This window comes from Bacillus sp. bc15, assembly GCF_900142585.1.
GTDB lineage: Bacteria > Bacillota > Bacilli > Bacillales > Bacillaceae_G > Bacillus_A > Bacillus_A cereus.
Genome location: NZ_FRBJ01000006.1, coordinates 25,634 through 38,714, shown reverse-complemented (window position 1 = coordinate 38,714; position 13,081 = coordinate 25,634). Strand labels below are relative to the sequence as shown.

The following is a 13,081-nucleotide window of genomic DNA, read 5'->3' as shown; positions in this document are numbered from 1 at the left end:
TTGAATCAATTGAAAATAATTCAATAAATATTATTTAAATTGAGATGTTTCGTAGGAGGAAAAGGAATGTTAAATAAAATAATTTTAATTACTGGTGGTACAGGTTCGTGGGGGCATGAACTTATAAAACAACTATTAGAAAAATCACCGAAAGAAATTAGAGTTTTTTCAAGAAATGAAACGGTCCAGTTTGAAATGCAGCAACAGTTTATAAATGATGATAGGTTAAAATTTATTATTGGAGATATTCGTGATAAAGATCAACTAGTCTATGCTTGCCAAGGTGTACATTATGTGTTCCATCTTGCAGCTTTAAAACATGTTCCAGTATGTGAGTATTATCCTTATGAAGCTATAAAAACCAATATACATGGTACGCAAAATGTAATTGAAGCCTCTATACAGATGCAAGTTGAAAAAGTTATATATGTTTCAACGGATAAAGCAGCTGATCCATCAAATACGTATGGGATGACAAAAGCAATTGGTGAAAAATTAATGGTTCATGCGAATATACAAACGAAGAAAACAAAATTCATTTGTGTTCGTGGTGGAAATGTTTTAGGAACGAGTGGAAGTGTAGTACCACTTTTTAAACAACAAATTAAAAAATCTTCAGAAGTAGGGATTACCGATGCGAATATGACTAGATTTTTCTTAACAGTTGAAGATGCTGTTGGGTTGTTATTTAAAGCCGTATCTCAAGGTAGAGGCGGGGAAATCTTTGTTATGAAAATGCCGGCATGTAAAATAACAGATTTAGCAGAAGTGTTAATTGAATATTCAGGAAAAGAAAATGTTAAGGTAAAAGAGGTAGGGATAAGACCGGGTGAAAAATTAAGTGAAATGCTTCTATCTGAGGTAGAGAGTAAAACAAGTATAAGTTTTGATCAAAATTATTTTGTGGTACTACCGACTATTCCTATAGAAGGACTTCAAGAATATTATTCTAGCTATCCTTTAGTGGATGTGAAGAGTTTTAGTTCTCAACAAGATTTACTTGCAAAACATGAGGTGAAACAAATGCTATTAAAAGGAGGGTTTTTGCGATGAAAAAAAATGCGAGCCTTTTAATAACTGGTGCAAATGGTTTCACAGGACGCCATGCTTGCCACTATTTTTTAGAGCAGGGCTTTCATGTAATTCCTATGTTTCAAAATCGTGCACATAGAGAAAAAAATAGAAATGGTATTACTTGTAATTTAACTAATAAGAGCGAAGTAATGAAGGTAATGAAACAAATAAAGCCAGACTACGTATTGCATTTAGCAGGAAGGAATTCGGTCATAGAATCTTGGACAGCTGCTCTTGAGTATATAGAGATTAATGTAATAGGAACGTTATATTTATTAGAAGCAATTAAGCAAGAAGCCTCGCATTGTAGAACATTAGTTATAGGATCTGCTTTGCAAGCAGATAGTATGAACGAAATAAAAATTTCAAATCCATATAGTTTAAGTAAAACGATGCAAGTCATTATTGCAGAGGCTTGGGGAGGATTAATGGATTCAAATATTATCATTGCAAAGCCCTCAAACTTAATTGGTCCAGGGAAATCGAATGGCATTTGTTCGATTCTCGCAAAGAAAATGTTAGATATAGAATCAGGTAGAAGTAAATCCATTATTGAAGTAAACAGTTTGAAAGATAGTAGAGATTTTCTAGATGTACGTGATGCGATTAAAGCGTATCATGTGTTATTACGAGATGGAATAAATGGAAAACAATATAATATCGGATCAGGAGTAAAACGATCTTTATTAAATGTACTAGAACAATATAAAGAATTAACACAGCTAAATTTTTTTATAGAGGAAACAGAGAAAAATGGGAGCGACTCAAATGAGAGTTTAGCAATAGAGGAAATAAAAAGGTTAGGTTGGATCCCAGAAATTGAATTTCATCAATCATTAAAAGATGTACTTGAGTATGCGAAGTGTAGTGACATCTGCATGCAATGAAAAACAAAAAAGGGTGTAAGAAATATATGAATGATTATGAAATAATAGATAATCAAAATACGCTATTTCTTTTAATTGTTGATACGTTGGATTGGAGAGATGAAGAAGCGCATGTATTGCATCTTTATGAGGCAATACATAAATATCAAGCGTATGTAGAAGAAAAAAGGGTTAATCAAATAAAGTCAGCATTAGAGACGGAAACTAGATATGTGATTCAAATCTTTGCTCAATACGAGTGTAGTGAGTATGGAAATGATTTTTATGAACTCATTAACGATCTTTTACAAGATATAGAGGTGGAGTTAAAGATTTATATAAAAAATAATAAGTTTATTTACATTTAAAAGGTAAAGAGAAAGCTAGATTTTTAATAATAAAGGTGGGTATAAGTTATGAGCAAAACGATTCTTTTTACTGGGGGCGGTACAGCCGGACACGTTATGATTAATATTGTATTAATTCCTAAATTTATAGAGAAAGGCTGGAGAGTCGAGTATATTGGATCAAAAAATGGAATTGAAAAATCATTAGTGCAAAATGTTAAATACAATAGTGTTTCAACGGGCAAGCTTAGGAGATATTGGGATTGGGAAAATTTTAAAGATCCTTTTAAAATTATACGAGGTTGTTTACAAAGTTATAAATTAATTAAGAAAACAAAGCCTGACGTTATCTTTTCAGCAGGAGGATTTGTTTCAGTTCCTGTAGCTATAGGAGCATGGTTAAATCGTGTGCCTATAATTATACGTGAACCAGATAGCACATTAGGACTTGCCAATAAAATAGCATTACCTTTTGCTACAAAGCTATGCACAACATTTCCTCAGACAGGAGAAAATGTAAGTAATGAGAAGAAGGTTTATGTAGGACCAATTGTAAGGGAAGAAATTGAGAAGGGTAACGTATTACGAGGAAGAAGATATTGTGAATTTCAGCAAGATAAACCAGTATTATTAATTATGGGTGGGAGTCAAGGTGCTAAGTGGATAAATGATATGGTAAGGGAATGTTTAGATACAATACTATTAAACTTTAATATTATTCATATATGTGGTAAAGGAAAGGTAGACCCATCTATTGGCATGGAGGGGTATATACAATTTGAATATATAGGCGACGAGTTGCCGCATATACTAAATATGGCAAGTGTTGTAGTTTCCAGAGCGGGTTCTACTGCTATTTCTGAATTGTTATTTTTGAAGAAACCGATGTTGCTTATCCCGTTAACTAACAGTTCCAGTAGGGGAGATCAAGTTTTAAATGCTGAATATTTTTCACGGCAAGGATATGCTGAAGTTATACTCCAAGACAGAGTAAGTACGAATACATTTATACATGCAGTAAATAAGTTGTATACAAATAAGGAGAAATATATTCAAAACATGAATGGATATAAGAAAACAAATGATGAGGGAATTCATCAAATAATAGATATAATAAATGAAGTGGTGAAGTAATAGAAATGTAAATAGAAAAACAAAAGGAAAGAAGGTATCTTCTTTCCTTTTTACTATATTTGTTCAAATTCATTATTATTTATTCTAATTAGTTATGTACTATCGGTGAATGCCGTTTTCTAATAGCTCAGTAAATGCATGAATATGAATAGGTTTACTGTAATAATAACCTTGAATAAACTGACATTTATTTTTTTGAAGGAAATTTACGTGCTCTTTTGTTTCTACACCTTCAGCAATGACAGACATTCCTAATGTATTTGCTAATGTGATGATCGTTTTAATAATTTCCATTCCATCATCACATGTTTCAGACATTGTAATAAATTCTCTCGGGATTTTTAACGTATCAATTGGATATAAAGGTAAGTAGGCTAGCGAAGAATAACCTGTACCAAAGTCGTCGATTGAGATGTGAATCCCTAAACTTTTTAGTGTACGCAGTTTTATCAATGTTTCTCGCTCATCCATCATTGCAATTCGCTCTGTTAATTCAAGATCAAGAGAGCTTGCTGGTAAACCTGTATTTGTTAAAGTAGAAGAAATAGATTTTACAAAATCCTCTTGTTCAAATTCTTTAGCAGATAAATTTACACCTATTTTTAAATGTGAATATCCGAGTGCGTGCCAACGTTTCATTTGCTTACAAGCCTGCTCTAATGTCCATTTTCCTATTGAAATAATTTGTAGTGTTTCTTCTGCAATCGGAATAAACTCGTATGGAGAAATAATACCTAATTCAGGATGATTCCACCTAATTAAAGCTTCTGCACCGATAATTTTATTAGATTCACTATCAACTTGAGGTTGATACAAAAGGAACAATTCTTCATTTTGTAGTGCGTTTGGTAAATCTTTTTCTAATCGTAATCGTCTTTCAATTTTTTTAGCGATTACATCGTCATAAATAGAGACAGAATTAAGCTCTTTTGCTTTTGCATCATACATTGCAACATTAGCGTTTTTCAGAAGTGTAGCGGTATCGATTCCGGAATGTGGATAAATAGCGATACCGATACTCAGTGATAAAGTTAATTTATGCTCATGTATGATAAATGATTTTTTCATGCATTCAAATAATTGGTTACATAATTGGAATAAGTAATCTTCGTCAGTATAGTTTTCAATTATGATTGTAAATTCATCGCCACCGATTCTTGAAAGATGAGTATGTGATGGAAGACATGATTGGAATCGCTTTGCTACTTCTTCTAATATGTAATCTCCTGACGAATGTCCAAGTGTATCGTTAATTGCTTTAAAGCGATCTAAATCTAAATATAATAATGCAAACTCGCTTTCTGTTATTTTAGCATTTTTTATAACTCTCTTTAATTTCTTATGGAAAAAGGCACGGTTCCCAATTTTCGTTACAGTGTCATGGAATGCTAAATATTTTATTTCTTCTTGCTGTTTTTTTAGTGCAGTAATATCTTTCACCATAATATAGCTTCCTGAAATTTGTCCGTCTATTATAATAGGAATGATTGTAACGTATAAAAAATAAGTAAAGCCATCTTTATATTGAGAACTAAGTTGTAAGAATGCAGATTCTTGTTGTTTCACTTTTTCTAATGCCAATGCTAGCTTATGCTTATCTTCATCTAAAATGATCGAAAAACAAGTTTCGCCTAGTAACTCATCCGTTGGTGCCCCAAGTAGTACACTCCCAGCCTTATTTACATTTAAGAATGTTCCATTTAAATCAATGGTGAAAATAGGGTCAGGATGATATTCATATAATGATTTAAACTTTTGTTGTTTTTGAGAAAGAGCCTCTGATTTATGAACTAAATCAGACGTCCGTACAGTAACTTTTTTTTCTAGTTGGGCATTAAATGCCTGTAAACGTTTTGTTAAGGAATTGTTTTGCATACGTACGATAGAATGACGAATGAGTACGAAAATAAAAGTAATACAATTCCCTGTAATGAGAGTTGAAGATGATGTTTGTTCTTTTAATGTAAACCCGATTAGTATTGCAACAGCAAGATAGGGAAATACAACTAAAGCTTTTTTTCCTATTATAGGGTTTACAATGAAATAATTTTTATGGCTATTATGATCTTCTGAAATAGAGCCAGCTATTGCAATAAGTAATATAGGTATTCTATATAAAAGACGTAATAATGTTATCGTTTCAGTTGATAAATGGTTATTTAAGTAAAAATAAATATAGTTAAAAGTTGCAGAACTTATTAATACAAAAATAAAGATATAAATTTTCCGTTTGGAATTAAAAATTGTTGGACGGAAAAAGAGACTAACACCTAGCAGTAGAAATAATAAATCTGCAATTGGGTATAAAAATGAAAGGAAAACATCCCCTAGTGAAAGAGCGAATATATTTAAATTTGGCTGATTAAATAAATACCATTCTAATGTAAATATGGAAGTAAGCACTATGCATATATCACAAATAAAGAACGCTTTTTCCCATTTATTGCATTCCTTTAAAATTTTATAGCAGAAAGCGATAAGACAGAAAAATAGAAAAAACATGTAAAATACATCAGAAATAGTAAAACGATCTATTGGAATTTCGAAGAAGCTATCTTGATATGTATATACTATTTTCCCTAATAAAAAACTACCAATTGCTATTGTAATACATATCCAAAATGGATTTGAACTGACTTTTTTAGAATATATAGAGTAAATCAGTGATACAAATGTAATGGCTTCGACGATAAGTGAAGCGAAGCGTACATCTGAATTTGAAAAATGAGTAGGGAACAGATAGAAAAACATAAAATAGATTGAATAGCATATTAATGTTCCGATTAATATACATAATTGTAAATTTTTATTTAATTTCAATGAAATCACCTTCTTTAATTATGAACTATGTTCGTTATATCTATACATAATAATATTATTTAAGAATTGTATCAGATTTCCTTATAAAAATCATGTTTATAAGGAAAGTGTTAAAGAGTATAAGTATTCTTAAAGTTGAAAAAATATTGCGGTTGATAGTATAGACTGTATCAAGACTTTAAATAGAAATTGTATATTTAGTCATCCTTTGAATTGTAAAGTTTTTTTAGTGATTTGTAAGTGGAGATGCAAAATTGCATATAAAATGATGGGGCTTTTTATTTTTAGTCTGAAAATTAATATTTGTAGAAATGTTAGGAAAAGATATAAAATAAGAACGTGTATTCTTACAGAGTGGAATAGTATTGCCACTAAATAGGGAGGTTTTTTTATGATATATCGAATTAAAGATGCAGAAATATACTATGAAATTGTGGGAGAGGGTAAACCGGTCATTATCATACATGGCTGCGCCCCTGACCATAGGTTAATGATGAAATGTATGGAATCAGTATTTCAGAAATATGAAGGTTATAAGCGAATATATATTGATTTACCCGGAATGGGAAAATCGAATGCTCCAAATTGGATAAATAGTTCAGATTGTATAGTAGAAGTGCTTATCACATTTATTGAGGAAATCATTTGTACTGAAAAATTTTTATTGGTAGGAGAATCATATGGAGGCTATTTAGCCAAAGGTATACTTACAAAGATGTTTGAGAGAGTTAGCGGATTATTATTAGTATGTCCTGTTGTTGTAGCGGAGCCAGAAAAAAGGATTCTTCCAGATAAACAGGTAATTGTACAAGATCAGGAATTTTTAAATACGCTCACTTCCGCAGACAGAGAGGAGTTTTGTGAGTTAGCTGTAATAGCAAATGAATATACATATAAGCGATTTAAAGAAGAAATTAAGCCTGGGTTAGATGTTGCTAATTATGAATTTATTGAAAGGTTGCAAAAGAATTACTCTCTTACTATGGATTTTCAGCATGAAAAATATGAAAATCCCGTTCTTTTACTGACTGGAAGACAAGATATATCAGTAGGTTATCAAAATATTATAGAAATTATTGAAGAATATCCAAGGGCAACATTAGCAGTGTTAGATATGGCAGGGCATAATTTACAAATTGAGCAGCCTGAATTATTTGAGAGTTTAGTAGGAGAATGGATTAGACGAACAAATTAGCACAGTTTATAAAGTATTTTAGTATTACCCCTAAGTGTTGAAATGGGATAAATGAACGTGATTTATTAACTTATCTCGCTATTTGCCGGGCAGCCCGATTAGTGAGGGCTGATTAAAGTTTCACTTTATAAAAAATTTTAAGGAGAAATTATGAGCACATATATTTATATGGTTAGACATGGTGAATCACCAAAACTAGAAGGAAATGAAAGAATGCGTGGATTAACTGAGAGGGGACATATGGATGCCCGTGGAGTAACTGACATATTAAAATCGGAGAGGATTGATACTTTTATTTCCAGTCCTTATAATCGGGCTATGCTAACGATAGAGGAGTCAGCTAATTTCCATGAAAAAGAAATAGTAGTATATGAAAATCTTAAAGAGTGTATGTTTTCAAGTGAGGATCAGGTTATATCAGACAAAGAGGTGTATCCACTTGTACAGAAGATGTTCTCTAATCCGGACTTTGCACGAACGGAAGGAGAGTCATATGCAGATTGCCAGAGAAGAGTAGTGAAAGTATTAAAAGAAATCTTAATGGATTTTCGAGGATGCAAAATTGTAATTGGTACACATGGGCTTGTCATGACATTAATGATGAACTATTTTGATAAACAATATGGTTTTGAATTTTTAATGAATACGTCAAAACCGGATATATATAAGATGGAGTTTAAAGAAGAACAATTAATGAATGTAAAGAGATTATGGAAAGCGGAATAAAATTAGTTGCATGGATTTTGTTGTAAAAGTTACTTTTATAGCAAAGTCTTTTTTTGAATAGAAAGCATCTTTATCAACTATTTTTAGAATGTTAAATCAATAAGTAATTATTCAGTATTTGTATAAATTATGGGGGAATTGGTTTAGAGAAACAATTTTAAATGTGTCAAAACTGCAAACGTTGGATTTATATTCAATAGGAGAAAAAGATGTAGAATTTTGTCTTACAGTCCCCGTTTACTTTTCATTTCATTACATATAGGCTTTGTGGTGTAAGGGGGACATCACCTTTACGCAAAATCTATAAGGAGGTCATTGTAATGAAACAGATTAAAAAGTTTGCGGGAGTTGCTTTAGCGGGGACGATTGGATTAAGTGGACTACTGTTTTTAGAACCTAGTGTAAGCGTTGCGGAAGCACAGCAAGTGAAAGTGGAAAATTTCAATACAATTGATGTAACGATGAATCTAAATGAATTGTATGTATTAAGTGGCAGAAGCATTGATATTCTTTCTGGAGATAAAGAAGCAATTCAGTTAAATAAATACACAATTAGTTTTAATAAATCTGGGAAGTATGTGATTAAAGTAAATGGCTGTATTTATGATGATGTATATACTTTTATTGTAAATGAGTAGTATATATTCTTAAATTGCGAGATAAAAACAGAAACACCCTATTTGCGATGAGAGTCGTAAATAGGGTGGATTTATTTGTATTAAGCTGTACTTTAAATATGTTCGCTAATTTTCTTTTTGCCATGTAAAGTATGTAAAAGTGTTTGAAACATCTTAAATGATTGCTGAAAGATTGGACTTTGAATAAAGGTGTACAGAAAAGTTACGATGAAAACAGGACCTCCTAGCATAAATCCAATAACTAGTACAATACATTCTACTATGATTCTAGCACGGCTAATAGAAAGTCCTGTTTTGTCTGAAATAGTAAGCATGAATCCATCACGGGGTCCAGCGCCAATCCCAGCCGCAACGTACATACCTCCCCCGATACCTGTAATGGCAATACCAGAAAATAAAATGAGTAAGTTTATCCATAAATAATTACTAGCGTCTGGAAGCATGTTTGATTGTAAGAAAAAGTCCATAATGGGACCGATAAGTAGTGCATTCAAAAATGTCCCCACATTTATATATTTTCGATCTACTAGTAAAGATATTAGAACGAGACATAACCCACATATGACACTCCACGTACCGATGGTCCATCCAAACTTTTGGTAGAGAGCCATATTTAAAACTTCCCAAGGGTGCAAGCCGAGAAATTTAACTTTGACTGCAAGAGCGTTTCCAAGGCCAAAGAAAATTAATCCTAAGAAAAAAAGAAAATAGCGAAAGAGAGTTAGCCTCATCTTTACAACCTCCCATATTTTATAATTATGTATGTTACCTGTTACAGTTTTAATGTACAAATATTATGTCTTTTTATCATTCGTTTAAAAGTGTTAACAATGTAAATGAAATATACATCTTCACAGTCAAAAAAGTTAAAATATTTCGTTTTAAGGATTATAATGGAGGGAGAAACATAAAAGGGAGTGAATGAACTTGAAACAAGAACTTATTGAAAGATTTACGAGATATGTAAAAATTGATACGCAATCAAATGAAGAAAGTCATACAGTACCAACAACACCAGGACAAATTGAGTTTGGTAAGTTATTAGTGGAAGAGCTAAAAGAAATTGGTTTAACAGAAGTAACGATGGATGATAATGGCTATGTAATGGCAACACTTCCAGCTAATACGGACAAGGATGTTCCTGTAATCGGATTTTTAGCCCATTTAGATACGGCAACAGACTTTACAGGGAAAAACGTCAAACCACAAATTCATGAAAATTTTGATGGTAATGCAATTACGTTAAATGAAGAGCTAAATGTTGTGTTAACACCAGAGCAGTTCCCAGAATTACCATCATATAAAGGACATACGATTATTACAACTGATGGTACAACACTGCTAGGAGCAGATGATAAAGCTGGTCTTACCGAAATTATGGTTGCAATGAACCATTTAATACATAATCCGCAAATTAAGCACGGGAAAATAAGAGTAGCATTTACACCGGATGAAGAAATTGGTCGTGGGCCAGCGCATTTTGATGTAGAAGCGTTTGGTGCATCATTCGCTTATACGATGGATGGAGGTCCATTAGGTGGTTTAGAGTATGAAAGTTTTAATGCTGCAGGTGCTAAGTTAACGTTTAACGGAACGAATACACATCCTGGAACAGCGAAAAATAAAATGCGCAATGCTACTAAACTTGCTATGGAGTTTAATGGGTATTTACCAGTAGAAGAGGCGCCAGAATATACAGAAGGCTATGAAGGATTCTATCATTTACTTTCTTTAAATGGTGATGTTGAGCAAAGTAAAGCGTATTATATTATTCGAGACTTTGATCGTGAAAATTTTGAGGCACGTAAAAATAACGTTAAAAATATTGTGAAGACTATGCAAGAAAAATATGGCGAAGATGCAGTCGTTTTAGAAATGAATGATCAATACTATAACATGCTTGAAAAAATTGAACCGGTAAGAGAAATTGTTGATATTGCATATGAAGCAATGAAAAGTTTAGACATTGAACCAAATATTCATCCGATTCGCGGAGGCACAGATGGATCACAATTATCATATATGGGATTACCGACGCCGAATATTTTCACTGGTGGTGAAAACTATCACGGTAAATTTGAGTATGTTTCGGTAGATACTATGGAAAAAGCCGTTCAAGTTATTGTGGAAATTGCAAGACGTTTTGAGGAGCAAGCTTAAAAAAGAACCAAGTAGTACGAATGTGCTACTTGGTTCTTTTAATATAGTACTCGCCACAAATAAAAAGTCGCATAAGACTCCCAATTAGCCCAGTTTGCCGCGAAATCTTTTATTTCATTTTTTGTCGGTTTATTTTCGGAACCTGTTATAAATTTAATTGCATTATGCAGACCAACATCATCAATTGGAAAAGCCGAAGGAAATCTTAAACAACGCATTAAAACATAGTTGGCAGTCCATGGTCCTATACCATGGATAGCAGTTAATTGTTTCTCAGCAACCTTTACATCTTGTGTTTGCAGTAAATCCTCTTTTGATAATTTTCTCTCTGTAATAAGCTTCGCAATACCGATTAAATATTCACATTTTCTAGTCGTCATTTTTAATTGTTGAAGATTTTCTACATGTAGATTTGCAATTGTTTCAGGTGATGGGAATATCCAATGTTTTCTACCGTCCCATTCTACATAACTTCCAAATTGCTCAACTAATCTCCTTTTTAGCGTATAAGCATATGTTAGGTTAATTTGTTGACCGATAATTCCCCAGGAAAGTGCCTCAAATAAGTCTGGAATGCCTAAAGTACGAAGGCCATAATATTGTTCAATTGGTCCTTGAAGGAGTAAATCATGTTCAGCTAATGTATAAAATGGGGCTAAATCAGTAGTTAAATCAAACCATTCTTTTACATAGTTAACTACAGCTTCACGTATCGATTTTTCAGATGTATATGGTTCTTCTAAACAACGTATTTGAATATTTCCATCTGTATTTACACTAATTTCAACTAAAGGATTTACATCTTGAACAGGGATAACTTTATAAATTTTGTTGTCTTCAATATGGAACATACATTCATTGTTCGAACGTGATAGATAGCGTAAATTTTCTTGAAAACAAAATTCTTTCGGAACTGCTACAGATAATGCGCTATTATATTCTGCTGTCATATGAATTCCACCTGCACCTTTTCTAATGTAAGCAATTTTTTCTTCATTTCTAATCCACCCCTAAATCCGGTTAGTTTCCCATTCCTCCCAATAACGCGGTGACAAGGAATTGTAATAAGAAGAGGGTTAGCAGCAATAGCAGAAGCAACGGCGCGCACAGCTTTAGGTTTTTGAATTCTTTCAGCAATTTCTGTATAAGAATATGTCTTTCCATAAGGAATTTCACGTACCGCATTCCAAACAGATAATTGAAAATTAGTTCCATAAGCATCGATAGGAAATGTGAAAGTTTCTCGCTTGTTTTCTAAATGCTCGATAACTTCTTTCGCATATATTAGCAAGTAATCTGGACTATGGATCAATATATGTTGGGGCAGTTTTTTTCTAGCCCATATATTTAATTCTTCAAAGTTTTCTTCTTGTGATCCAATGAAGCATAGTCCATTTTCAGTTGCAGCAATATGAAATCGCCAATTTTCATGTGTAAGTAGCGTCCAATATATATAATTATTTTTGTAGGAATTCATTATCGTATCCCTCTTTCATTTCGTTCTTTTTTCGATATTCAGTAGGAGTAAATCCGGTTTTCTTTTTAAATAAAGTTGCGAAATACTCTGGGTTTTCTATCCCGACAGCAGTACTAATTTCTTTAATAGATTGATTTGTGTGTAAAAGGTATTCGGTTGCTTTAAGAACCCTCAATTGTTGTATATATTCTATAGGAGTTAGCCCTATTATTCTTTTGAAAGTACGCTGTAAATGAAAAGGGCTACCGTGACACATTTCCGCAAGCATGTCGAGAGTTAAGGATTCGTCATAATGCTTTTCGATATAGTCTTTAATTTGTTCTACCCACTCTTCATTAGGTAAAGTGATCCCGTTTGGCTTACAACGTTTGCACGGGCGAAAGTTTTCACTTAATGCTTGCTCTGCATGATGAAAAATTCGTACATTGTTTCTATTCGGTATTCTTGATTTGCATGATGGTCTGCAAAAGATTCCAGTTGATTTCACAGCATAAAAGAATTTGCTATCATAGGAAGAATCATTATGAATAATTGCTTGCCAAAACTCATTTGTTAATGTAACTCCTTCCTTGTGCATAGAACATCACCTCTGAAATTAGTATAACCTGAATAAAGTGCGTATGTATGTATTCATAAATGTAAGA

General features: G+C 32.5%; 13 protein-coding genes. 8 read left to right on the top strand and 5 right to left on the bottom strand.

Annotation, left to right across the window (positions count from 1 at the left end; genetic code table 11):
- The first annotated feature begins 66 nt into the window (after positions 1 to 66).
- The 4 genes from BUA87_RS19365 to BUA87_RS19350 are packed head-to-tail and all read left to right on the top strand — an operon-like array spanning position 67 to position 3,421.
- On the top strand, positions 67 to 1,053 hold the full coding sequence (locus BUA87_RS19365; protein WP_065229230.1) for a UDP-N-acetylglucosamine 4,6-dehydratase family protein: 987 nt from the start codon (positions 67 to 69) through the stop codon (positions 1,051 to 1,053).
- Complete coding sequence (locus BUA87_RS19360) at positions 1,050 to 1,961, top strand: SDR family oxidoreductase (RefSeq protein WP_065229229.1); 912 nt, start codon at positions 1,050 to 1,052, stop codon at positions 1,959 to 1,961. Before BUA87_RS19365 ends, BUA87_RS19360 begins: the two co-directional genes overlap by 4 nt.
- Positions 1,958 to 2,308, top strand: a complete 351-nt coding sequence (locus tag BUA87_RS19355; RefSeq protein ID WP_072940501.1) for a DUF6572 domain-containing protein — start codon at positions 1,958 to 1,960, stop codon at positions 2,306 to 2,308. Before BUA87_RS19360 ends, BUA87_RS19355 begins: the two co-directional genes overlap by 4 nt.
- Before the next feature lie 48 nt (positions 2,309 to 2,356).
- On the top strand, positions 2,357 to 3,421 hold the full coding sequence (locus tag BUA87_RS19350) for an undecaprenyldiphospho-muramoylpentapeptide beta-N-acetylglucosaminyltransferase (protein ID WP_072940498.1): 1,065 nt from the start codon (positions 2,357 to 2,359) through the stop codon (positions 3,419 to 3,421).
- Positions 3,422 to 3,520: 99 nt separating this feature from the next.
- Here the strand turns inward: BUA87_RS19350 and BUA87_RS19345 are convergent, their stop codons facing one another.
- Complete coding sequence (locus tag BUA87_RS19345; protein ID WP_072940495.1) at positions 3,521 to 6,241, bottom strand: sensor domain-containing protein; 2,721 nt, start codon at positions 6,239 to 6,241, stop codon at positions 3,521 to 3,523.
- Between the two features lie 391 nt (positions 6,242 to 6,632).
- On the opposite strand from BUA87_RS19345, the gene BUA87_RS19340 reads away from it, so the two are divergent.
- The 3 genes from BUA87_RS19340 (at position 6,633) to BUA87_RS19330 (ending at position 8,800) form a co-directional block, all read left to right on the top strand.
- Positions 6,633 to 7,436 (top strand): alpha/beta fold hydrolase, encoded by an 804-nt coding sequence (locus tag BUA87_RS19340; RefSeq protein ID WP_000640326.1) that lies wholly within the window; start codon positions 6,633 to 6,635, stop codon positions 7,434 to 7,436.
- Positions 7,437 to 7,586: 150 nt separating this feature from the next.
- A complete protein-coding gene (locus tag BUA87_RS19335; protein WP_000109174.1) occupies positions 7,587 to 8,162 on the top strand; it encodes a histidine phosphatase family protein in 576 nt (191 codons plus the stop codon).
- Between the two features lie 320 nt (positions 8,163 to 8,482).
- Positions 8,483 to 8,800, top strand: coding sequence for a hypothetical protein (locus BUA87_RS19330; protein WP_016512426.1), 318 nt, complete (start codon positions 8,483 to 8,485; stop codon positions 8,798 to 8,800).
- Between the two features lie 92 nt (positions 8,801 to 8,892).
- Here BUA87_RS19330 and BUA87_RS19325 read toward each other — a convergent pair whose 3' ends face one another.
- On the bottom strand, positions 8,893 to 9,531 hold the full coding sequence (locus BUA87_RS19325) for a YczE/YyaS/YitT family protein (RefSeq protein WP_001241256.1): 639 nt from the start codon (positions 9,529 to 9,531) through the stop codon (positions 8,893 to 8,895).
- A 196-nt stretch (positions 9,532 to 9,727) separates the two neighbouring features.
- Here BUA87_RS19325 and pepT point away from each other — a divergent pair, with 196 nt between their 5' ends.
- Positions 9,728 to 10,960 carry a peptidase T gene (pepT, locus tag BUA87_RS19320; RefSeq protein WP_000807014.1) on the top strand — a complete coding sequence of 411 codons (1,233 nt, stop codon included), beginning with the start codon at positions 9,728 to 9,730 and terminating at the stop codon, positions 10,958 to 10,960.
- Between the two features lie 38 nt (positions 10,961 to 10,998).
- On the opposite strand, the gene BUA87_RS19315 is transcribed toward pepT, so the two are convergent.
- From BUA87_RS19315 to BUA87_RS19305, 3 genes are read right to left on the bottom strand one after another with little or no spacing between them, the layout of a single operon-like run.
- Positions 10,999 to 11,910 (bottom strand): DNA-3-methyladenine glycosylase 2, encoded by a 912-nt coding sequence (locus tag BUA87_RS19315; protein WP_000123518.1) that lies wholly within the window; start codon positions 11,908 to 11,910, stop codon positions 10,999 to 11,001.
- The gene (locus BUA87_RS19310) at positions 11,907 to 12,437 is read right to left on the bottom strand and encodes a methylated-DNA--[protein]-cysteine S-methyltransferase (protein WP_001089831.1); all 531 of its coding nucleotides are present in this window, start codon (positions 12,435 to 12,437) and stop codon (positions 11,907 to 11,909) included. The genes BUA87_RS19315 and BUA87_RS19310 overlap by 4 nt, the downstream gene beginning before the upstream one ends.
- Positions 12,418 to 13,014, bottom strand: coding sequence for a bifunctional transcriptional activator/DNA repair enzyme AdaA (locus BUA87_RS19305; protein WP_000548600.1), 597 nt, complete (start codon positions 13,012 to 13,014; stop codon positions 12,418 to 12,420). The genes BUA87_RS19310 and BUA87_RS19305 overlap by 20 nt, the downstream gene beginning before the upstream one ends.
- Between the last annotated feature and the right edge of the window lie 67 nt (positions 13,015 to 13,081).

What these genes read in the sequence shown, in the direction of transcription:
- BUA87_RS19365 (WP_065229230.1), top strand. Translation starts at nt 67, where the DNA reads ATGTTAAATAAAATAATTTTAATTACTGGTGGTACAGGTTCGTGGGGG.
- BUA87_RS19360 (WP_065229229.1), top strand. Translation starts at nt 1,050, where the DNA reads ATGAAAAAAAATGCGAGCCTTTTAATAACTGGTGCAAATGGTTTCACA.
- BUA87_RS19355 (WP_072940501.1), top strand. Translation starts at nt 1,958, where the DNA reads ATGAAAAACAAAAAAGGGTGTAAGAAATATATGAATGATTATGAAATA.
- BUA87_RS19350 (WP_072940498.1), top strand. Translation starts at nt 2,357, where the DNA reads ATGAGCAAAACGATTCTTTTTACTGGGGGCGGTACAGCCGGACACGTT.
- BUA87_RS19340 (WP_000640326.1), top strand. Translation starts at nt 6,633, where the DNA reads ATGATATATCGAATTAAAGATGCAGAAATATACTATGAAATTGTGGGA.
- BUA87_RS19335 (WP_000109174.1), top strand. Translation starts at nt 7,587, where the DNA reads ATGAGCACATATATTTATATGGTTAGACATGGTGAATCACCAAAACTA.
- BUA87_RS19330 (WP_016512426.1), top strand. Translation starts at nt 8,483, where the DNA reads ATGAAACAGATTAAAAAGTTTGCGGGAGTTGCTTTAGCGGGGACGATT.
- BUA87_RS19325 (WP_001241256.1), bottom strand. Translation starts at nt 9,531, where the DNA reads ATGAGGCTAACTCTCTTTCGCTATTTTCTTTTTTTCTTAGGATTAATT.
- BUA87_RS19315 (WP_000123518.1), bottom strand. Translation starts at nt 11,910, where the DNA reads ATGACAGCAGAATATAATAGCGCATTATCTGTAGCAGTTCCGAAAGAA.
- BUA87_RS19310 (WP_001089831.1), bottom strand. Translation starts at nt 12,437, where the DNA reads ATGAATTCCTACAAAAATAATTATATATATTGGACGCTACTTACACAT.
- BUA87_RS19305 (WP_000548600.1), bottom strand. Translation starts at nt 13,014, where the DNA reads ATGCACAAGGAAGGAGTTACATTAACAAATGAGTTTTGGCAAGCAATT.